The organism is Streptomyces sp. NPDC028910 (assembly GCF_055564955.1).
In genome coordinates, this window is the sequence record NZ_JBVHVF010000002.1 from 439,516 (window position 1) to 460,621 (window position 21,106).

At 68.6% G+C, this 21,106-nt stretch carries 15 protein-coding genes and 2 pseudogenes; 3 read left to right on the forward strand and 14 right to left on the reverse strand.

Going from position 1 to position 21,106, the window contains the following annotated elements:
- Positions 1–2: 2 nt before the first annotated feature.
- The 9 genes from ACZ4TV_RS04675 to ACZ4TV_RS04715 all read right to left on the reverse strand — a co-directional run bounded on the left by ACZ4TV_RS04675 (position 3) and on the right by ACZ4TV_RS04715 (position 7,583).
- The gene (locus ACZ4TV_RS04675; protein ID WP_468130650.1) at positions 3–746 is read right to left on the reverse strand and encodes an amino acid ABC transporter ATP-binding protein; all 744 of its coding nucleotides are present in this window, start codon (positions 744–746) and stop codon (positions 3–5) included.
- 90 nt (positions 747–836) lie between these two features.
- Complete coding sequence (locus ACZ4TV_RS04680) at positions 837–1,277, reverse strand: DUF6278 family protein (protein ID WP_468130652.1); 441 nt, start codon at positions 1,275–1,277, stop codon at positions 837–839.
- 85 nt (positions 1,278–1,362) lie between these two features.
- The gene (locus ACZ4TV_RS04685; protein ID WP_468130654.1) at positions 1,363–2,148 is read right to left on the reverse strand and encodes an exodeoxyribonuclease III; all 786 of its coding nucleotides are present in this window, start codon (positions 2,146–2,148) and stop codon (positions 1,363–1,365) included.
- 41 nt (positions 2,149–2,189) lie between these two features.
- The gene (locus tag ACZ4TV_RS04690) at positions 2,190–2,822 is read right to left on the reverse strand and encodes an MBL fold metallo-hydrolase (protein WP_468130656.1); all 633 of its coding nucleotides are present in this window, start codon (positions 2,820–2,822) and stop codon (positions 2,190–2,192) included.
- Between the two features lie 46 nt (positions 2,823–2,868).
- Positions 2,869–3,462 (reverse strand): hypothetical protein, encoded by a 594-nt coding sequence (locus tag ACZ4TV_RS04695; RefSeq protein WP_468130658.1) that lies wholly within the window; start codon positions 3,460–3,462, stop codon positions 2,869–2,871.
- Complete coding sequence (locus tag ACZ4TV_RS04700; RefSeq protein WP_468130660.1) at positions 3,459–4,628, reverse strand: ROK family glucokinase; 1,170 nt, start codon at positions 4,626–4,628, stop codon at positions 3,459–3,461. Before ACZ4TV_RS04700 ends, ACZ4TV_RS04695 begins: the two co-directional genes overlap by 4 nt.
- The gene (locus ACZ4TV_RS04705) at positions 4,625–5,572 is read right to left on the reverse strand and encodes an ATP-binding cassette domain-containing protein (RefSeq protein ID WP_468130662.1); all 948 of its coding nucleotides are present in this window, start codon (positions 5,570–5,572) and stop codon (positions 4,625–4,627) included. Before ACZ4TV_RS04705 ends, ACZ4TV_RS04700 begins: the two co-directional genes overlap by 4 nt.
- The gene (locus ACZ4TV_RS04710) at positions 5,539–6,576 is read right to left on the reverse strand and encodes an ABC transporter permease (protein WP_468130664.1); all 1,038 of its coding nucleotides are present in this window, start codon (positions 6,574–6,576) and stop codon (positions 5,539–5,541) included. The genes ACZ4TV_RS04705 and ACZ4TV_RS04710 overlap by 34 nt, the downstream gene beginning before the upstream one ends.
- Complete coding sequence (locus ACZ4TV_RS04715; RefSeq protein WP_468130666.1) at positions 6,573–7,583, reverse strand: sugar ABC transporter substrate-binding protein; 1,011 nt, start codon at positions 7,581–7,583, stop codon at positions 6,573–6,575. Before ACZ4TV_RS04715 ends, ACZ4TV_RS04710 begins: the two co-directional genes overlap by 4 nt.
- A 165-nt stretch (positions 7,584–7,748) precedes the next feature.
- Here ACZ4TV_RS04715 and ACZ4TV_RS04720 point away from each other — a divergent pair, with 165 nt between their 5' ends.
- Positions 7,749–8,762, forward strand: coding sequence for a Gfo/Idh/MocA family protein (locus tag ACZ4TV_RS04720; protein WP_468130668.1), 1,014 nt, complete (start codon positions 7,749–7,751; stop codon positions 8,760–8,762).
- A gap of 67 nt (positions 8,763–8,829) precedes the next feature.
- Here the strand turns inward: ACZ4TV_RS04720 and ACZ4TV_RS04725 are convergent, their stop codons facing one another.
- Positions 8,830–9,753, reverse strand: a complete 924-nt coding sequence (locus tag ACZ4TV_RS04725) for a DMT family transporter (RefSeq protein WP_468130670.1) — start codon at positions 9,751–9,753, stop codon at positions 8,830–8,832.
- 139 nt (positions 9,754–9,892) lie between these two features.
- Between ACZ4TV_RS04725 and ACZ4TV_RS04730 the strand changes: the two genes are divergently transcribed.
- Complete coding sequence (locus ACZ4TV_RS04730; RefSeq protein WP_468130672.1) at positions 9,893–10,264, forward strand: hypothetical protein; 372 nt, start codon at positions 9,893–9,895, stop codon at positions 10,262–10,264.
- 122 nt (positions 10,265–10,386) lie between these two features.
- On the opposite strand, the gene ACZ4TV_RS04735 is transcribed toward ACZ4TV_RS04730, so the two are convergent.
- Positions 10,387–11,010, reverse strand: a complete 624-nt coding sequence (locus tag ACZ4TV_RS04735) for a dihydrofolate reductase family protein (RefSeq protein ID WP_468130674.1) — start codon at positions 11,008–11,010, stop codon at positions 10,387–10,389.
- Between the two features lie 448 nt (positions 11,011–11,458).
- Between ACZ4TV_RS04735 and ACZ4TV_RS04740 the strand changes: the two are divergent.
- Positions 11,459–11,602 (forward strand): annotated as a pseudogene (locus ACZ4TV_RS04740) (hypothetical protein); the annotation flags it as partial.
- Between the two features lie 40 nt (positions 11,603–11,642).
- Here the strand turns inward: ACZ4TV_RS04740 and ACZ4TV_RS04745 are convergent.
- The 3 genes and pseudogenes from ACZ4TV_RS04745 to ACZ4TV_RS04755 form a co-directional block, all read right to left on the reverse strand.
- Positions 11,643–12,694, reverse strand: a pseudogene (locus tag ACZ4TV_RS04745) (IS630 family transposase).
- 206 nt (positions 12,695–12,900) lie between these two features.
- Positions 12,901–13,218: a hypothetical protein gene (locus tag ACZ4TV_RS04750; protein WP_468130676.1), complete on the reverse strand. Its 318-nt coding sequence runs from the start codon at positions 13,216–13,218 to the stop codon at positions 12,901–12,903.
- A gap of 12 nt (positions 13,219–13,230) precedes the next feature.
- Entirely contained in the window at positions 13,231–20,721 is a 7,491-nt protein-coding gene (locus ACZ4TV_RS04755; RefSeq protein WP_468130678.1) for a ricin-type beta-trefoil lectin domain protein, read from the reverse strand.
- Positions 20,722–21,106 lie beyond the last annotated feature (385 nt).

Here is a 21,106-nt window from a genome sequence, read left to right on the forward strand (position 1 = left end):
CCTCAGTGTTTGAGGATCTTGGAGAGGAAGTCCTTGGCCCGGTCGCTCTCCGGGGCGGTGAAGAACTGCTCCGGGGTCCGGTCCTCGACGATCCGCCCGTCGGCCATGAAGACGACGCGGTTCGCGGCGGAGCGGGCGAAGCCCATCTCGTGGGTGACCACGACCATGGTCATGCCCTCGCGGGCGAGCTGCCGCATGACCTCCAGCACCTCGTTGATCATCTCGGGGTCGAGCGCGGAGGTGGGCTCGTCGAAGAGCAGGGCCTTGGGGTTCATGGCGAGCGCGCGGGCGATGGCCACGCGCTGCTGCTGGCCGCCGGAGAGCTGGGCGGGGAACTTGGCGGCCTGGTCGGCGAGGCCGACGCGGTCCAAGAGCTCCCGGGAGCGCTGATCCGCCTCCTCCTTCTTGCGGCCGCGGACCTTGGTCTGCGCGAGCGAGATGTTGGCGAGGACGGTCTTGTGCGCGAAGAGGTTGAAGGACTGGAAGACCATCCCGACCTCGGCGCGCAGCCGGGCCAGCTCCTTCCCCTCGGCGGGCAGCGGCTTCCCGTCCAGCAGGATCGTGCCCGACTCGACGGTCTCCAGCCGGTTGATCGCCCGGCACAGGGTGGACTTCCCGGAACCGGAGGGACCGATGACCACCACCACCTCCCCGCGGCCGACGGTGAGGTTGACGTCCCGCAGGACGTGCAACGCCCCGAAGTGCTTGTTGACGTCCCGCAGCTCGATCAACGGATCGACGGCCATGTGCTGCCCTGCCCACTTGTCGGTGTCTGTGTCGAGGTCAGCGCAAACTATCCAGCCGCGCAAGGGCACTTCGCTCGACACGCCGGGGTGTCAGCCCTCGGAGGCCTCGGCGTACGCCTGACTGAGCTCGGGGGAGCCCGTCATCGCCCAGGACACCCCCGACTCGATCACGTTCAGTTCTCGGCCCGAGGCCAGCCGGATCACCGGCTGGCCGTTGGGCCACACCTGCCACCCGGTCCCCGGCATGGTCCGGATGATCACCGTCCCGAGGTAGAAGCCCGCGTCGTTGCCGAGCCAGGGCACGGCCTCGGGATCCCGCCGCCAGCGCGGCATCAGCTGGTCCAGCGCCTCCAACGAGGCCGCGCTCTCGTCGAGTTCGAGCCCGGCCGCCCGCGCCTGGACGCGGAGCATCTCGCACTCCGAGAACAACTCCGCGACGCCCTCGGGGTCCTCCGCGAGGGCGTCGGCCAGCCCGGCACCCTGTTCCGTTTCACGCCGGTTCAGCCAGTTGTCCAGGAAAGGGATGTTCATACCGCCCAGCGTCGCACCAGGATCCGCCCCTGGCCACAGGGCGCGCCTGGATCCACCCGGGCCGGATGGCGGGGCCGGACGCCCCCTAGGCGTCGAGATCCAGGTCGACGACGACCGGGGCGTGGTCGGAGGCGCCCTTGCCCTTGCGCTCCTCGCGGTCGACGTAGGCGTCGGTGACGGCCTTGGTGAAGGACTTGTTCCCGTAGACCAGGTCGATGCGCATGCCCTTGTTCTTGGGGAAGGCGAGCATCCGGTAGTCCCAGAAGGTGTAGGGACGGTCGTACTTCAGCGCGCGCGGGAACACGTCCGAGAGCCCGGCGGCCCGCAGCGCCTCCAGGGCGGCGCGCTCGGCGGGGGTGACATGGGTGAGGCCCGCGAAGAGGGCCGGGTCGTAGACGTCCTCGTCGGTCGGGGCCACATTGAAGTCGCCCAGCACGGCGAAGGGGAGCGGGCCGGCCGCGTCCTCGACGACGGCCGCGGTCAGGGCGCGGAACCAGTCCAGCTTGTAGCCGTAGTGGTCGTGCTCGACCTCGCGGCCGTTGGGCACGTACACCGACCAGACCCGGACCCCGCCGCAGGTGGCGGAGATCGCGCGGGGCTCCTGGACGCCCTCGTAGTCGGGCCCGCCGGGCAGCCCCGGGGTCACGTCGTCCAGGCCGACCTTGGAGAGCAGGGCCACGCCGTTCCACCGTCCGGTGGCGTGGACGGCCGCCTCGTAGCCCAGCTCGCGCAGCTCGGCGTGCGGGAACTGCTCCGCGGAGCACTTGGTCTCCTGGACGCACAGGACATCGGTGCCGGAGCTCTCCAGCCAGGCCAGCAGGCGCGGCAGCCGGGCGGAGATCGAATTGACGTTGTACGTGGCGATACGCATACGTACCAACCTACCGTCCGGCTCCGACAGTCATGGAACCGTCACAGATCCGCGCTGTCCCCGGCGGTGAGCCGGCCGTGGTCGGTGCCGCCCAGGGAGTTCAGGGCGCCGTCGTAGATCGGCCGGGCGATGTCGGCGAGGTAGGCGTCGTGGATGTCGAAGGCCCGGCGCGGCTTGACCTCCCGGAGGTAGTCGATCACTTCGGCGATCTTGTTCCAGGGCGCGTGCACCGGAAGCATCAGCGTCTCCACCGGCGCGTCCGGCACGGTCAGCGCGTCCCCGGGGTGGAAGAGGGAACCGTCCACGAGGTAGCCGACGTTCGTGATCCGCGGGATGTCCGGGTGGATCACGGCGTGCAGCTCGCCGTGCACCTGGACCTCGAATCCGGCGGCGGTGAAGGTGTCGCCGTGGCCAACGGTGTGCACCCGGCCCGGATAGGCGGGGGCGAGCTTCTCGGCGACGCTGCGCAGGGTCCACAGCGCGGCCGCCGGATTCGCGTCGAGGGCGGCCCGTAGCCTGCCCTCCTCGAAGTGGTCGGGGTGTTCGTGCGTGACCAGCAGGGCGTCCGCCCCCAGGCCCGCGTCCGGTTCACTGAAGGCGCCCGGATCGATGACGAGCGTGCGCCCGTCCTTCTCCAACTGGACGCAGGAGTGCAGCCGCTTCGTGAGCTTCATGATCCCAGGCTAGTGCTGTCCCGGCGATCTTCGTCGGCCCGCGCGGTCAGGGGGTGGTGGAGGAGACCACGTAGACCTTGGCGACGTTGGCGTCCGTGAGGTCGACGGTGATGTCCCGGGTGGGCCGCGGGTCCTCCTGCTCGAGGGTGGTGCCGAGCCACTCGGTGTCGGTCTTCCAGTTCCAGCCGGCGACCGAGGTGTCGTGCGCGGAAATCGACACCCCGGGGGTCAGCTCCTCCCGGCTGGTGCCGACAGAGGTCAGGAAGGCGTCCAGCTCGGGCGGGGTGACCGCGAACTGGGTGTAGAGCCGGCTGGTGCGCCAGTTGTTCGTCTCCAGGAAGCCGACCCGCCAGGCCTTGTCGGGGATCGGCACCTCGTAGATGCTGCGCTGCACCCGGGAGGGCCAGCCGGGGCGCACCTTGGACGCGCCGATCCTGGCGGCCTTGTCGCGGCCGCTCTCGCGGCTCTGCTGGGTGGAGACGGCGAGGTAGCCCGCGGGGACCCCGATCAGCAGCAGGATGATGATCGCCGTGATCCAGCGGCGCTTGACGACGTGCCTGCGGTCCTCGGCGGTGGGTGGCGGCGTGCCGCCCTCGTCGGGGGCGGACGCCTGGTGGGGCACGGTGGGCGGTGGCGTCACTGCTCGTTCTGGTCCTTGGAGTCCGTGGGGCCGGTGGTGTCGCGCCGGCCCAGCTGCGCGTAGCGCTCGTAGCGCTCGACCCGCCGGCGGGTGGCGCGGCGGAAGCGACGGGCGACGAGCCGGGCGAGGTCGGCGGCACCGACCATACCGGCCTCGGGGCCGAGCTGGGCCTTGGCGATCCGGGCCTCGGGCCGGTAACCGCGGCCGGTGAGGTGGCGGCGGAAGGCGTCCCGGGCGGGCCCGATCAGCAGGTCGTCGGCGGCGCTGACGCCACCGCCGATGACGAAGCAGGAGGGGTCGAGGGCGGCGGCGAGGTTGGCGATGCCGACGCCGAGCCACTGGCCGATGTCCTGGAGCAGTTCGACGCACATGGCGTCGCCCTCGCGGGCCAGCTCGGTGATGAGCGGTCCCGTGATCTCCGAGACGTTCCCGCCGACCCGGGCGATGATGTTGTACGCGACCGGGGAGTCGGCGGCGGCCAGCTCGCGGGCCTCGCGGACCAGGGCGTTTCCGGAGCTGTACTGCTCCCAGCAGCCGCGGTTGCCGCAGGGGCAGCGGTGGCCGCCGGGGACCACCTGCATGTGGCCGAATTCACCGGCGACCCCGTAGCGGCCGCGCTTGACCTGGCCGCCTTCGAGGATGGCCCCGCCGATGCCGGTGCCGAGCGTGATCATGACGAGGTGGTCCTCGCCGCGTCCGGCGCCGAAGCGCCACTCCGCCCACGCGGCGGTGTTGGCGTCGTTGTCGACCATGACCGGGACCGCGAGCCGGGACAGGAGCGCGTCGCGCAGCGGCTCGTCACGCCAGGCCAGGTGGGGTGCGAACAGGACCCGGGAGCGGTCGGCGTCGACCCAGCCGGCCGCCCCGATGCCGACCGCGTGCACGTCGTGCCGGTCGGAGAGGTCCAGCACCAGCTCGACGATGGTGTCCTCGACGACCTTGGGGCTCTTGGACTTGTCCGGGGTCTCGGCGCGGATCTTCTCCAGGATGATGCCGTCGGCGTCGACGACGCCGGCCATCACCTTGGTGCCGCCGATGTCGATGCCGACGGTCGGGACGCGCGGGGCGGTCAGGTGCGAGCGGCGCTCACGGGTCCCGATGGTCCGCAGGACGGTGCCTCGCGCCGACCCCCGGTGGGTGAGCGCAAAGTCCCGGTACGTGCTCATCGAGTCGTGTCGTCCCTCGTGGGTGCGGTGGTGCGGGAAGCCGGGTCGGCTGCTCCGGACGGGGCGTCCGCCCCTGATTCTGCCACCCGCTCCAGTTCGTGGCTCAGCTCGTCCAGCTCCGAGCCGCCCGCCATCTGCCGGGTGAGCTCGTCGAGCGTGATCGAGTCGCGGGTGTGGCTGCCCGCCATGGTGCCGCGCTTGAGGAGGACGAAACGGTCCCCCACCAGGTGGGCGTGGTGCGGGTTGTGGGTGATGAGGACCACGCCGAGGCCGGCGTCGCGGGCGGCGGCGACGTACTTGAGGACCACTCCGGACTGCTTGACGCCGAGGGCGGCGGTGGGCTCGTCCAGTACGAGGACCTTCGCGCCGAAGTGGACGGCGCGGGCGATCGCCACGCACTGCCGTTCACCGCCGGACAGGGTGCCGATGGGCTGGTCCACGTCGCGCAGGTCGATGCCCATGCGCAGCAGCTCGGCGCGGGTGGTCCCGCGCATGAGGTCGACGTCGAGGCGGCGGAAGGGGCCGCGGCCCCTGGTCGGCTCGGAACCGAGGAAGAAGTTGCGCCAGACGGGCATGAGCGGGACGACGGCGAGGTCCTGGTAGACCGTGGCGATGCCCTGGTCGAGGGCCGCGCGCGGGTTGGCCAGGACGGTCTCCTCGCCCTCGATCTCGAAGGTGCCGGAGTCGTGCCGGTGCAGACCCGCGATGATCTTGATGAGCGTGGACTTGCCGGCGCCGTTGTCGCCGAGGACACAGGTGATCTCGCCCGCCGAGACCTCCAGGGAGACCCCCTGGAGGGCGCGGATGTTGCCGTAGTACTTGCTGACGTCGGTCAGCTTCACCAGGGCGGTCGTGCCGGCCCGGGTCGTGCCGGTCGCTGTCGTGCCGGTCGCTGTCGTGCCGTTCGTGTTCACTTGCTCGCCTCCGCCCGCTTGCGGACCCATGCGTTGAGCAGCGTGGCCAGCAGGAGCATCGCGCCGAGGAAGAACTTGAACCAGTCCGGGTTCCACTGGGCGTAGACGATGCCATTGCTGGTCATCCCGAAGATGAAGGCGCCGACCGCCGAGCCGATGGCGGAGCCGTAGCCGCCGGTCATCAGGCAGCCGCCGATGACGGCCGCGATGATGTAGAGGAACTCGTTGCCCACGCCCTCGCCCGACTGGACCACGTCGAACGAGAAGAGGATGTGCTGTCCCGAGATCCAGGCGCACAGGGCGACACCCATGTAGAGACCGATACGGGTCTTCACGACGGGTACGCCGACCGCGCGGGCCGCGTCGGCCCCGCCGCCCACGGCGAAGATCCAGTTGCCGGCGCGGGTGCGCAGCAGGATCCAGGTGGCCACGGCGACCAGGAGCAGCCACCACAGGACGGTGACCTTGAGGGTGACTGGGCCCACGGTCCACTGCGAGGCGAAGAGGGCGCGCGCGGAGGGGAAGCCCTCCATGTCGGCGATGGTCTTGGTGGAGACCGTGCCGCTGATCAGCTTGGTGAAGCCGAGGTTCAGGCCGGTCAGCATCAGGAAGGTGCCGAGCGTGATGATGAAGCTGGGCAGCTTGGTACGGGTCAGCATGAAGCCGTTGAAGAACCCGACGGCCAGGGTGACGGCCAGGGACACCAGGACGCCGACCCAGACGTTGGCGGTCATCTGGTAGCTGAACATCGAGCTCAGCAGCGCCGAGGTCGTGACCATGACACCGGCGGACAGGTCGAACTCGCCGCCGATCATCAGCAGGGCGACCGGGACGGCCATGATCCCGATGGTGGAGGCCGAGTACAGGATCGTGCTGAGGCTGGAGGCCCGCAGGAAGCTGTCGGCGGCGAAGGAGAAGAAGACGAAGACGGCGGCGGCGCCGACGACCGCGCCCAGCTCCGGGCGGCTGAGCAGCTTGCGGACCACGGAGGCCGGCGCGAGCCGCTCGTCCACGGCGGCTGCGTGCGTGCTCATCGGCTGCCCCGCTTGATGAACTCCTCCAGCTCGGCGGACTCGGCGGCCGTGACGATCTGCGGTCCGGTGAGCACCGGGCGGCCGCCACCGAGCACGTCCGCGTTGTAGCGGTAGAGCCAGAGCAGGTCGATGGCCTCGTAACCCTGCAGGTAGGGCTGCTGGTCGACGGCGAAGCCGAGGGCGCCGGACTTGAGGTCCCGGGCGACCGATTCGTTCAGGTCGAAGGTGTCCACCTCGGCCTTGCTGCCCGCCGCGTCCTTCGCCTTGACGGCGGTGGGCGCGAAGGGCGCGCCGAGCGTGAGGATCGCGTCGACGGAGGGGTCGGCCTGGAGCTTGGCCTGGAGGGACGCCTGGACGGAGGGCATGTTGGTGCCCTCGACGTACAGGTTCTCCATGGTCCCGCCGAAGGTCTTCTTGGCTCCGGCGCAGCGCTGCTCGTGGCCCACGTTGCCCTGCTCGTGCAGGACGCAGACGGCCTTCTTCTTCCCGCGCTTCGTCAGCTCGGTGCCGACCGCCTCGCCCGCGATCTGCTCGTCCTGGCCGATGTGGGTGAGGGCGCCGTACTCGGCGGACTGGGCGGAGCCGGAATTGACCGTGACCACCGGGATGCCGGCCTTGACGGCCTTGGCGATGACGTCCTTGAGCGCCTCCGGCTTGGCCAGGCTCACGACGATCCCGTCGACCTTCTGGTCGATGGCGTTCTGCACGAACTGCGCCTGCTGCTGGGCTTGGTCGTCGTGGGCGTAGACGAAGTTGATGTTGTCCTTCGCCGCGGCCTCCTTGGCGCCCTTCTGGACGATGTCCCAGAAGGTGTCGCCATCGCCCGCGTGGGTGACCATCGCGAAGGTCCAGCGCGGGGTGGAGACGGCGGGCCGGCCCGCCTCGGCGGCCTTGGCCCGTTCCTCGGCGCGCTTCCCACCCGTACTGCTGCAGCCCGCGAGCGAGGCCCCCAGTACCGCCGCGAGCACGGCGCCCACGACGCGTACCCCTGTCCGAACCCTAGCCACGTCGCCGTGCCCTTCCCTCGTCACCGATGCGGTCCGTCATCAATCCGGTCATTCCGGTTTCATTCCGGTCCAGCCGCCCAGTATCCGCCACGGCGGACCATGCAGGGCCATCGGGGCACGGCAGGGCAGATTGACAGGTACCCCGTACGGGGTCACGTTGAGTGCATGCGCATCGGGCTCATCGGAACGGGCCGGATCGGGTCCTTCCACGCGGCGGCGCTGGCCCGCCACCCGGAGGCGGGCTCGCTCCTGCTCGCGGATGCCGATCCCGCGCGGGCGGCGCGCCTCGCCGACCGGCTCGGGGCCACCGCCGCGCCCTCCGTGGAGCAGGTCTTCACCTGGGGCGTGGACGCGGTCGTCGTGACCTCGGCGACCGAGGCACACGCGGACCTGGTCGTACGGGCGGTCCGCGGCGGGCTGCCCGTGTTCTGCGAGAAGCCGCTGGCCCCGGACCTGGACCGGACCCTGGCGGCGCTGCGGGAGGTCACGGCCGCGGGCGGGCTGCTCCAGGTGGGCTTCATGCGCCGCTTCGACGCGGGCTACCGCACGGCCCGGGAGCTCGTCCGTTCGGGCGCCCTGGGCCGGCTGCACACCGTACGGACGATGACGGCCGATCCGGCGCCGCCGACCGCCGCGTACCTGGCGACCTCCGGCGGGTTGTACCGGGACTGCCTGGTGCACGACTTCGACATGGTCCGCTGGGTGACCGGGCACGAGGTGGTCGAGGTGTACGCGGCCGGATCGGACGCCGGTCCGGCGCGGTTCCGGGAGACCGGTGACATCGACACGGCGGCGGCCGTCCTCACGCTGGACGACGGCACGCTGGCCACCTGTACGGGCTCCCGGTGCAACGGCGCCGGGTACGACGTGCGGATGGAGCTGGCCGGGGAACTGGACCAGGTCTCGGCGGGGCTGGACGACCGGACGCCGATCGCCTCGACCGAACCGCACGGGCCGCCCCCGGCGAGCAAGCCGTGGACGGGCTTCCTGGAACGTTTCGCCCCGGCGTACGAGGCGGAGCTCGCGGCCTTCGTGCACCTGGTGCGCGGCGAGGGCCCCAACCCCTGCGACGGCCGGGAGGCGCTCGCCGCGTTCCGGGTGGCGGAGGCGTGCGAGCGCTCGCGGCGGGAGCGGCGCCGGGTCCGGTTGGAGGAGCTCCCCGACCTGCCGATTCTGTAAGCGCACGGGCATTGGGCCACCCTATGGCGGGTGTTCACCCCTGGCTGCGGCGTTTTTGGCCACTCCCTCAGCCGGTGGTCGAGGAAGTGGCCCGACGACCCCAGGCTGTGCCTGCCAGCACGAGGACCACGCCCACGTAGCCGAGGGGGCCCAGGTGCTCACCGCCGATGGCGATACCGGCGACGGCCGCCCACAGGGGTTCGGTGCCGAGCAGCAGGCTGACCCGGGAGGGCGAGGTGCGGCGTACGGCCCACATCTGCACGAAGAAGGCGAAGAGCGTGCAGAAGACGGAGAGGAAGGCGAGCCCCGCCCATTCGGCGGCCCCGAAATCGGCGGCGGCGGCCCAGGGGCTGTCACCGGTCCCCGGCACGGCGGCCAGCAGGGCGAACACCATCACCGCGCCGCCGAGCTGCACGGTGGTCAGGGACAGCGAGTCGGCGTCCTGGACGGCCTCGACCCGGGCCATCAGCAGCACGTGCAGGGTCCGGGCGAGGGCGGCGCCGAGGATGAGCAGGTCACCGAGGCTGGGCGCGGTGAATCCGGCGCCCTGGGTCAGCAGGACGACTCCGGCGACGGAGAGGGCGGCGGCACCGAGGAAGCCGGGCGAGGGCGCCTTCCTCTTCACTCCCGCCTCGGCGAGCGGAGTGAAGATCATGGTCAGGCTGATGATCAGCCCGGCGTTGGTGGCGGACGTGTGCACGACCCCGTAGGTCTCCAGGAGGAAGATCCCCCCGAGCACGAGCCCCAGCAGCCCGGCGCCGCGCAGCTGGGCCGGGGTCAGCGCGCGCAGCCGCGACCACCCGGCGACGACGAGGACGGGCAGCACCAGCGCGAACCGCAGCACGAGCACGGCGATCACGGTGTGCGTGGTCGTGATCCCCTTGGCGGCGAGGTAGCTGCCGCCCCATACGACGGCCACGGCGAGCACGGGCAGATCGGCGAACCAGGCCCGGCGGGGGGCGGCTTCGAGAGCGGGCGAGAGCACAGCCATGGGGAGTCTCCAACGTCACATCACGGACAGGGTGGAGACTTCGGCGGCTCGCACGGGTGCGCGCTCACGCTACCCGAGCCGATCATGCCGGGCGACCCCTTTTCCGGGCCTGCCCGGCCGGGGTCCTAGACTCGCCCGTATGGCTGATCTCTACGCCCTGGACCTGGCGTTCGACCTGCTCGACGACACACCGGAGGCCGTACTGGGGGAGGTCCGGCGCCACCTGGCGGCGGGCGGCCTCCTCGCGACCCGGGGCCCGGCGGCCCGGGTCGGGGGCATGCTCGTGGGCGAGTTCGGGCGGCGGGTCGCGGGCGGCGGCTGGGCCCTGACGATCCGCCAGGAGATCCACGAGGAACAGCTCCCCGCCGTGGAGGACCTCCTTCTGCTCCTCTCGCCCCACATCCGCCCGCCGGGCCCGGTCGGCCGGATCCGCCACTACGAACACGAGTCCCCGGACCTGCTGGTCCTGCGCGAGGGCCGCGTGGTCCAGCTGGCCCTGGACCCGCGCTAGATCGCCGTCTCTCTCGGCACGGCACGGCACGGCGCGGCACGGCACGGCACGGCACGGCACGGCACGGCACGGCACGGCACAACGCGGGCTCGACCGACACGTTCCGAAAGAGACGACACAGATCAGTCCGCGAAGGTACCGAAGGTGGCCCGCCCCTTCGGCCGGTAGGTCTGGATGGCGATCCCAGCCGATGTCGTACGGGAGCCGGTGAGCTCACAGGCTGTCGGCAGCCCACCGATCGGGAACAGCCGGCGCCCCGCCCCGAGGAACACCGGGAAGACCAACAGATTCATCTCGTCCACGAGATCCCGGGCCAGCAGCCACTGCGCGAGCTGCCCGCTTCCGTGCACCTGCAACTCCCCCTCGCCCTCCATCGCATCCTTCACCCGCACGATCTCGCTCTGCAGCTGCTCCCCGTCGAGCACGGTGGCCGGCCCCCAGGCCGGCTCCTTGAGGGTGGTCGAGGCGACGTACTTGTGCAGCCGGTTCAGCTTGCCCGGGACCGGGTCGGCGGGATCGTCGTGCTCCGGCCAGTAGCTCGCGAAGATCTCGTAGGTCCGCCGCCCGAGCAGAAACGCCTCGGCCCGGCCGAAGACCTCGTCGATGAACTCCCCCATCCCCTCGTCGGCGAACGGCACCACCCACCCGCCGTAGCTGAACCCGCCGGTGCGATCCTCTTCGGGCCCCCCGGGCGCCTGCATCACACCGTCGAGGGTCAGAAAGGTGGTGAGGGTCAGCTTCCCCATGTCTCTGCGCTCCTAGCTCGGATGTCCCTATACAGGTTCAGACTCCCGGACCCCGGAAAACTCATCGCGGCGCCACGCCACGCACGGTCCCCGGCCGTTTCGACCGCCAGACGGCGCGCCACGGCGCGGCCGGCACTCGGCGCGGGGACCTTCACGTGATCAGAGATCGCCTGGAGAGCCACTGGCGGTCCGCCCAGCGTGCGGGAGAGCGGGTCGGAGGCCATGCGCCGCCGGGAGTGGTTGCGGGGGTTCGGCCCCGTCCACCACCCACCACTCGCGGTCGGCGCACGAGTACGAGGCCGCGGTCCCGTTCCACGCCCACGCCTCCGCCCGGTGGGCCCGCTGCACGTTCACCTGCGCCCGAAGATCGCCGCCCGGCTCGTCCTGACCCCGCAGACCGCCCGCGCCGGGCTCCGCGTCTCCTTCGCCAAGGTCCGCCGAATACCAGAAATGCGGCCTGCCGCACTTCCACGCCGTGATCCGGCTCGACGGCCCATATGGCCGTATCCAGTCGCCACCGGCCTCCGCCAGCGTCGCCCTGCTCGCCGATGCGGCGTCAAATCCCGGATGGCCTTCTGGAACACCTCGATAGACGGTATTGCCGTTGAGGTTGAAAGGGTGGGGTGACAGGGTTACGGGGGCTTCAGCCCCCGTCCGGTCCCGGCGATGAAGCCGTCGAGGACTTCGGGGCGGCGTTGGATGTCGCGTAGACGGTTCTTCACGAGCGGGGTGAGGTCGTCGATCATGCGGGGTGCGAGGTTGGCCAGGGACTTCTTCAGGCGGGCCCATACGCCTTCGACGGGGTTGAGGTCGGGTGCGTAGGGCGGGAGTTTGACGACGGTCAGCCAGTCGCTGTTGCGGTCGCAGAACTCCCGCAGGGCCTTGGCGTGATGGGTACTGGCGTTGTCCCACACCACTGATCAGCGGCGCACCGAGTTGGCGGTGAGCCTCGTCGGGCCCGGAAGCCCTTCTTCTCGCGCGTGCGGCCTCGGTACGTCTGCGTCCGGTAAATCAGCCTGGTTGCGCGGCCCGGCCTGATGCAGATCATCCCGGACATCAGCACCGGCCCGATCCTTTGCCCGTCACTCTGACCAGCGGCGTCCGCCCGCGCCGTGACCAGGTCCGGCCCTTGCCGGGTTTCAGGTCCTGCCCGGCCTCGTCCTCGAAGACTATCCACGCGCCCAGGAGCTGGGCCGTCCTCTTACCCGTGACCACTGCTCCGTCCGCCACCGCTCGACGGCCTGCTCGTCCCGCTCGACCGCCCGGTGCGCGGGCACCTGCGGTGACCAGCCCAGCCGGTGCAGCAGAAACGACACTCCACGCGGGGTGTACCAGTGCCCGAACAGGCGGTGGATCAACTCCGCGACCCGCGCCAGGGTCCATCGCTGGTCCTCCGTCCAGCCGTGCGCTGCCGGGCCGGCCTCCAGCTCAGCCTGCAGCCGCTCGGTCTGGACATCGCCAGGCTGGCACGGAAAGCCGCCGGCCCTCTTGGACGCCAGGGCCGCGCTGCCGCCCTCACACCACGCGGCCTGCCAGGCGTACGCCGACTTCCGCGACACCCGTAACCGGCGGGCCACCTCCGGCGGCCGCACCCCCTGCTCGAACATTCCGTGGCCTCGAAGCGCACGGCCTCACGCTTCGCCCGCCCCACGGCGGTCAAGCCGCCGCCATCCGCGTACCTCATGACGAAGATGTAGCACCGCCAACGCCCGCTGTCACCCCACCCTTTCAACCTCAACGTCAACTACTGCCGTCAACCGCTAGAAGCCCCACCGGAACGGAACCCGGCGGGGCTTCAAAAATCGTCCTCTGACGAAAGCAGAGGCTCTACGTTTTCAAGCTTGACGCAATGAGCCTCAGTTTATTCGGATGTGCTCGCAGATCTGCGAGCTAGTCACGCAGTGAATTCTGATAGCGCATCCATAGCCTAGAGATCCAAACGTTCGAACCGTCCGGCGGCTGGGAGGTAACTGGTGGCGATGGAGCCGATTCCACGAGATGCAGCAGCGTCCAAGCCAATCCGAAGCATTCGTCATCACCAAAGCACTGGATGAGGAGCATGGCCTCTTCGTTAGTGACAGGCTTTTCGATCGCATGTAGTGCCTGAGTCATCTCCTCAAACGCCTCGTCACCCTCCTCGGAATCGTCTTCCTCTGAGGGAAGTGGATGACCCAGCCGCAAGAATTCCCGAACCTGATCGCTGATCATCGAAGCTCCTCACTACAGCAGATGTGGATAGTTGGCTCTGTAGTACTGCATCATGCCCGATATTGCGCCATTGAAGTAGGTCGGGTCTCCATGATTCACCTGACCGATAGTCCGAAGGTTCCAGAAGTCCGCCGCTAGGACCTGTCGAAATGTGAGCCCAGCATCTAGACGCTTAGTCTTCCGCCCTGCCGATCCGTACGTACGGGTCATTCTATGGTCGGCGTCTGTCATCATGTGCGCCGCAAAATCTCGATAATTCGGAATGCGACCCGAGGCGGCCTGGGGAATGTGATTGGGTGTGAGACCGTCTCCCACCCGAGCCCTACCATCAAGATCTCCAAAGCGACCTACTTCATGCTCCTGGACAGCTGCCCTCTCGGGTGCGCCATTAGCGCAACGGCAGGAATCGGCGTGGGTACCAATTGATCCACCACAGTTGTGGACAAGTACCGGCGTAGCCCCCGCCAGCACATAGTACGTGTGGAGGTCGGCGACGGTGAGGTTGTGGACGGTGGCGAGTTGGTCTGTCCAGCGCTTGACCGCAGTGACCTGGACGCGGGCGCCGTCGTCGGTGCGGAGCCACTCGCCGGGCTGGAGGTCGGTGGCGTCTTTCCACCTGGCGGTGTCTATAACCCAGAACGGGTGCTGGTCGGTGGCGGTTATGTTTTCGGCTGGTGTGCCGGTGTTGCCGTCGGAGTCAACAGTGATCTCGACGAGGTTCTTTTCCCCCTCGCCGAGGATGGTGGCTGTTGCCTCCTTGGCGGCGGTTTCCCCTGTCTCGGGGTCGGTGGCCAGTACCTTATCGCCCGCCTGTACGTCTTCGATCGCCTTAGTCGTACCGTCGGCCATCAGGACGAGGGTTCCGGCGGCAAAGCTGTTGACGAGGCACTTCATGCGGGAGGCAGCGGCTTTCGCGGCGGGTGCGGCAGCTGCTCCGGCTGCTCCTCCTGCAGCGCCCCAGAGAGCGCCTTCTCCCATGTCCTTGAGTTGTCCCATGACGCTGTGATCCGCGTCTGGTGTCATCATGTTGGCGACGGCGGCGCCTGCGGCACCTGCTACTGCTCCGCAGCCGACGGCTATCGCGAATCCGACACCGCCTGTAGCGAGACCTGCCCCGACTGCGGTTCCGACGCACGCGGCTCCGACGACCACCTCAACGGTGAACGAGACGATCGCTACCTTGTTTTCGTTCAAAAAGTCCTTGGTGTTCTTCAGCTTCTTGTTGAGGTTGCACTTGGAGAAGAAGCCGCAGTCTTTGCCCTTGTTCTTGGGTTTCCCTCCGTTGCCCTTGGGGCTGTCGCCGCCGTAGCCGTTGACGTACCTGGTCGCAGCGTCGACGACGTCCTCGGGGGCGGACTGGAAGCCGCCGTCGTCGATGCCTTCGTAGTACTTGAGTCCGCTGGGGTCGGAATTGGTGATCGGGTTGGCGTTGGAGTAGGCGTACCCGTTCATCTGGAGCGGGTCGGTGATGTCGATGACGGGGTCGACGGAGATGAAGCGGCCTGTGGTGGGCTCGTATTCGCGGGCGCCGATGTGGGTCAGGCCGGTGGTGTTGTCGTCGTTGCCGGTGCCGAGGAAGGTGCGGCTGCCGGGCCAGTTGACGGGTTGGGTGCCGCGGGGGTTGCCGTAGGGGTCTGACTTGCGGCGGGTGACGGGCTGGTTCGTGGTCTGCTCGACGGTGGTGGTGGCGGTGTTGTGGTGGTCGGTGAGCAGGACCGAGAGGCTGTGGCCGGTCGTCTTGCCGTTGGTGCGGCGGACGGTGGTGGGGGCGCCGGGGCTGGTGTAGTAGCGGACGGCGTCCATGGCCTGGCCGGCCTTGTTGACGGTGATCTCGGCTTCGCCGAGGTAGAGGGTGCGGGAGCTGCCGGTTTCCTCGATGAGGCGGTTACCGGAGGCGTCGTAGAGGTACTTGGTGGTGTTGCTGAAGTTCCACTGCTGGGCTGCTGCGCCGGCGACGCAGGCGGAGGTGTGGAGGTCGTTGCCGTCGGCGGCGTTGTCGTTGGGGACCGTGACGCATGAACCCGGGGTCGTGGCCGGGGCCGGGGCAGGCGGGTTGTGGAGGGTTTTGTCGGCGCGGTAGGTGAACTTCTGTGCGTGGCTGCCGTCGCAGGTCTTCAGGCGAGCCTTGCCGGCTTCGGCGGTGAGGCATTTGCCGAGGGCCTGGACGGTGCCTCCGGTGAGGCGCCACTGCTGGGGCTTGGACTCGTTGCAGGTCAGGACCTGGACGGGGAGACCACCTCCGGCGTCCGGGGTGGCGCCGGCGTCGACGTCGAGGCATTTGCCGGCGAGGCCGGTGACAGCCACGGCGCCTATGCCGGGGCTGGTGGCCGAGGTGAGTTTGTTGCGGGGGTCCCAGGTCAGATCCTGTCTGTCGCCGTCGATGTAGCGGGTCTTGGTATTGCCGGCTGAGTCGTAGGCGTAGGTGGCACGGGAGTTGACCACGGAGCCTGGCTTGGTGGTGGTCTTGTCGGTCTGGACGAGGGCGTGGGGCTGCGTCTTGGCGCCGCCCCCGAGGCTTATGCCGTAGGTATAGGTCGTCTTCTCTCGTGTGGAGCCGTTGGCGGGGTCCTTGTCGAGGAGCTGGGTGCGGTTGCCGATCGCATCGAACTGGTATTCCTGCCAGTAGCCGTCACCTTCGGGGCCCGGGGCTGCCTGCGTGGGATCCAGGTCGGTGGGTTCCGTACAGGCTTCCGTCTTGCCGGTCCATGCCTTGGTGAGCTGGCCCATGGCGTCGTAGGTGAAGCACTGGCGGTCGACGAGGAGAGGGGACTGCGGCGTGGCGCCGAGCCGGGTGTCGGGCTTGGCCTCGGTGATGGAGGTGGGGTTGCCCACGGTGTCGTAGGAGTAGGCGATTTTGGACAGTAGGTGGGACTTGGAGAGTGGCTCGGCCGTTTCGCGATGGCTTTGGGCTTCGGTGACGCGACCGGTGTTGGGGTTGATCGTGTTCGTGGTCCACACGCGGTGAGGTGCGTTGCCGGAGGCGGTGCGCAGGACTTCGCCGTACGGGCTGTAGGTGGTGTCGGCGGTGTACCAGGACAGCCCGGACATGGTCTGGGGCATGCCGTCGGCGTTGTACCGGGTGATCAGCTTTTCAGCGGCGAGGCCGCCGGGGGTCGTCGGGATGGTCGTCGACTGGACCTTGCCGGTGGGGGTGTAGGTGGTGCTGTAGGCGTACGTGCCGGCGAGTCCCGCAGTGGTCGCGGTCGTCGCGTTGGTCGTGGTGGCCTCGATGGCCGGGATCGTGATCTTCGATCCGGTGGGCCGGTATTCGCTGTCGTAGCCGGTGACTTCGCTGGTGAAGGCGTCGCCTCCTACCCAGCGGATGGAGGCAACAGGGTGGCCCTTGGCATTGAGAAGGGTGTCGTAGGTCCATGACGCGACGAGGGTGCCAGTGGCGTCCGCTGCGTTGTCCCGTAGTTCGGTCTTACGGCCGAGGGCGTCGTACTTGGTGTACTGCGTTTGGTTGGAGGAGTTTGTGGCGGAGACCTGCTGGTCGAGGTTGTTATAGGTGAAGGTCGACTTGCCCATGTCGGGGTCGTCGGAGCCGGTCATCCGGCCGCGTGCGTCGTAGGTGTACGTCCAGGCGTTGCCCACCGTGTCCGTGACCTTGGACAGCTTGTTACGCAGGTCGTAGGTGTAGCTGGTCTTGTTCGACGCGGGGTTGGTCACGCCGAGGTTGGTGGTGGTGTAGTGCTCGATCTGGGAGGTGCGGCCGAGGGCGTCGGTGGTGGTCTTGACCGCGCGGCTGCCCTTCAGGGGTGCCGTGCCGTCGGCTGACATGCCGGTCCGTGACAGGGTCCAGTCGCCCCGGTACTGGGCGGTGGTGGAGTCCTTCGGGTCCGCTCCGTGGAACGTGGTGGTGCGTACCGGGCGGCTGAGACCGTCGTAGGACACCTGCGTGGAGTTGAGGACGGCCGTCTGAGACTCGGCGACGAAGATCTTCTTGTCCGGCTTGCCGTCGGCGAGGTAGTTGTTGTTGGTCTGGCGGACGGTGCCGTTGGCGTTGTACAGGGTGTCGGTGATCAAGCGGGTGCCGCCCAGGGCGTCTGACTGGCCCTGCCGGGGGCGCAGTAGCCCGTCGTAGATCGCGATCGTCTGCTTGTAGGTGCCGTCGTCCTGCAGGCTCGCGCTGGTGACGAGCGGGGGCTCGTGTTCCTTGATCTGGTAGGTGAAGGTGTGGGCGGCCTTGTCGGTGGCCGGTTTCTGTGAGGGTGTCCAGACGTGCGTGGCCCGGCCGAGAGCGTCGTAGGCCGTGGTGACCTTGCGGCCGTTGGCGTCGGTGTCCTCGATGGGTACGCCGCGGCCGGGATCGCTTCTGGTCGTGCTCGTGTGCCCCAGGGCGTTGGTGCTGGTCACGGCGAACGCCGGACCCGTGGCAGGGCTATAGGTCGTGGTGACGGGGTTCCCCGCCGCGTCGAGGACCTTGACGGAGCGGCCGAGCGCGTCGTACTCGGTGCGCGCGGTGGTAATCCAGCCGGTGCCGGCCGCATCGTTGGTGTCGACCTGGTAGGCGAGTCCCTTGGTGGGGGCGGTGCCGAATGCGTTGAGGGCGTCGTAAGAGGTGCGGGTCTGCGAGATCAGCGCACCGGTGGCCTTCTGGGCACAGTCACCCGCGGTGGTGCGGATGGTGTGGACCAGACCGATCAGGTGCGCTCCGGTGTTGTGGACATAGGTGGTGCTGGCACAGGTCTGGTCGGTCGTCTGCCAGCCTCCTGTGCCGTTGGGAGTGACCACTTCGGACTGCACAGTCTCGATGAGGCCGTAGGAGGAGTCGACGGCCGGCTCGAAGGTGTTGAGTGTGCGGACTGTGCGTGTGGTGCCGTCACTGATCCACTGGATCTTGTCCGTGCGTGAGGTGCCGGGGCGGTGCGCGTACAGGGTGGTGTTCTCGGCCCTGGGCCGGGAGCCGCTCTGCTGGTGCCACGGCCGGGTCAGGACGCGGGAGACGGGGCTGCCGCCGGCCTTGGTATACGTGGTGGTCTCGGCCGCGATTCCCTGGTACTGGGGAAAGTCCTCGCCGAGTTCTTCGGTACCCGTGGAGTCCTTGACTGTAATCTTGGCACGGCCTGCGTCACCGGACATGCCACGGAAGTACCGGGTCCGGGTCTCCGACTGCTCGGTCGCGTCGTACTTGCCCGTGGTGGTGGCACCTCGCCGGGTCACGACGGAGGCATAGCCGCGCCACTGGCTGTAGCTGCGCATCTTCGGCTTGGAGAACTCGTCGGTGTCCTTGGCCCACGCCGCGTCACCCTCGTAGGTGTAGCTGGTCTTGACGTCGGGCTGGCGGGCGACGCGGTCCTTCTCAGTGACGCTCTCGACGACGTACTTGTTGAACCACGCCAGCGGCGGGTTCTCCAGACCGCCGTCGGGCGACCAGTGAACCGGGTAGCAGCGGCTGGTATTGGCTGCGGGCTGCGGGCGCGCCTCACTGACCGAACAGGGGGCGGAGTAGGCGACGGTGATGTCGCCGCCCGTCTCGGTGCGGATGGTCTCCACACGCAGGCGGTCGAAGTCGGGCCCTGCGTCCGCCAGTCCGTTGGCGACACGGTTGGGCATGTCCCTCGTGTTGGGAAGGAAGGAGACGGCCGGCAGGAGCACGCTCAGCTGGTTGTTCTGGCTGTCTCGCGCGGTGCTGTAGCCCGTGCGCACGATGGACTCCAGCCACAGCGGCGGCGAGGTATCAGTGCGCTGTTCGAGGAATGACTGCGTGAGGGTCCACCGGTCGACGAGGGAGAGAGCGGTGGAACCCTCGGTGCGCTGGGCGGAGGTGGTCACCGCGGTCAGGCGCTTGCGGGTCCAGAAGGTCGGCGAGCCGATGTAGCAGTCGGCGCCGGCCTTGCAGTGGAGTGTGGAAGGTGTGTCCCACCAGTACTGCTTGTCCCCGTAGTTCTTCGACTCGAACTTCGCGGCGTCACACATGCCCTCCTTGACGCAGCGTTCATCGACGGTGAATGCGACCTTTGCGGAGGGTGCGCCGGACAGATTGTCCTTGCGGAGACCGTAGGTGATCTGGGTCGGGTACCCGGCGCGGTGGTAGGTGACCGCTTCCTTGAACTTCTCGTTCTTGGCGTAGCGGCCATCCTCCTGCTGCCAGTCGATGATCATGGCGTTGCCGTGGACGTCCTCGACGTAGTCGAGGTTCCAGCGCCAGGCGGTCTGCTTCTGGGAGCTGCAGGAGGAGTCGGCGAAGACCGGCTGGTAGCAGGGCTCGCCGGGGTGGTTACCGAAGACCGGGACGGTCAGGACCGAGTTGGTGACGGGGCGGGTGCCCGCGCCGTCGAGGTCGTGGCGTCCGAAGAAGTAGCGAGTGCCGTCGCGGGTGGTGACGATCCAGTGCTCGCCGTCCCTGGCCCCGTTGGCCTGGCTCGCATCAGTCTTGTGCTCGACTCGGGAGCCGTCGTCGCTGGCTGGGATCCATTTTCCGCTCTCGGTGGCGTGGACGAGTTCGGTGGTGGTGCCGCCGAGCGACATCACCACGTTGTCGCCGGCCCAGCACAGGTCGCCCTTCTTCTTGTCGCTGGCGTTGTTGTTGTTCGCCATGCCGGGGTTGGCTTCGAGGTCGTCGGCGCAGGAGCGGTAGCGGCGCTCGATGAAGCCCGGCTCGTAGTCCCATCCGTCCCCGATCCAGGACGCCTGACTGTTGGCCGCGGACGTCTTCCCGTCAACGGCCTGGGACGAGTACGAGAACGCGATCTTGGGTGAGGGACCGGCTGGGGGTGCCGGAACGGTCAGCGGGTACGTCCAGGAGAACCCGCCGCCACTGCCACCGGCAGTCCAGGAACCGGAGGGTGCGAGGGAGGTTGCCTTGTAGGTGCCACCCACACCCGAGCCACCGTCAGAGGCCGCCAGCACCATCGGGCCGCCACCGCCTGTGAGAGCCATGGTGGCCATGCTCTGCCCAGGGGAAGTCGCCGGGTCAACGGTCGCCCGAACCGTTTCCTTGGACGGATCGTTGACGCTCGAGACGTCCTTGGAGACGGAGCACTCAGGCAGGGTCGGCGTATCCAGGAAACATGCGGGAAGCTGCCTGAGCTTCAGGCGGGAGGCCCACTCGGTGCCGTAGATGTCCTTGAACTTGGAGTAGTCCAGTTGGACGTCGACCGGTGTGACACCGTCGTCAGGGGGCGTGACCTTGATCAGGGCCCCGTCGACGTTGGCAGCCTCACTCACAGCGCGCGCCTCGACCGCCACAGACCAAGTCCCGGACGGGTTCGTCGAAGACCCTGTGGCCTTGCCGATCTTCACCGGCAAGGTGCCCGCCTGGATGAGCTGATCACCGCTGAGCTGCACGGGTACGGAACCGGCGTCAGGTGGCGTCACCTCGTTGGCCTCGTACTCCTGCGGAACAGGGGGCGACGCTGGGTCCCAGTCCTCCAGCTGCGCGGCGGCGACTTGGTTCAGTTTGGCCTTGAGGTCTTGCTGGAGGCCGGGCAGCTCGACGCCGGTGAGGTCGCCCGGTGGCGCCGCCCAGGCTTGGGCGGGTAGGAGAGATGCAACCAGCATCACGGAGAGCGTGATGCCGGTGCGCCCGGCAAGGCGCGCGCGTGTGGCGCGTGCCTTTCTGTTTCCGGGCAGGCGGAAATTGTTCGCCGAGAACGGCGACATGTGAACCCCCCACGCTCTGCCGCCGCGGCGATGGCACACGGACGGCAGGAAACTGACAATTAGCCAGCTGATTCTGCGGCCGCCGGACCTGAAAAGCCACGGTTCCGATATCCGGTGTGGGCTTAATCACTTTACCGACTGCATACCCTGGGGCAATCGAAGCGAATCGACAGAAAAGGGCAGGTCAGGAGGTCGTCGCGGGGGGTGAAGATGTCAGTGGGATGGTTCATGCTCGGCTCGCACCTCGTGTGTGTGAAAGGCGAGCGGGGAGCGGACCTTTCAC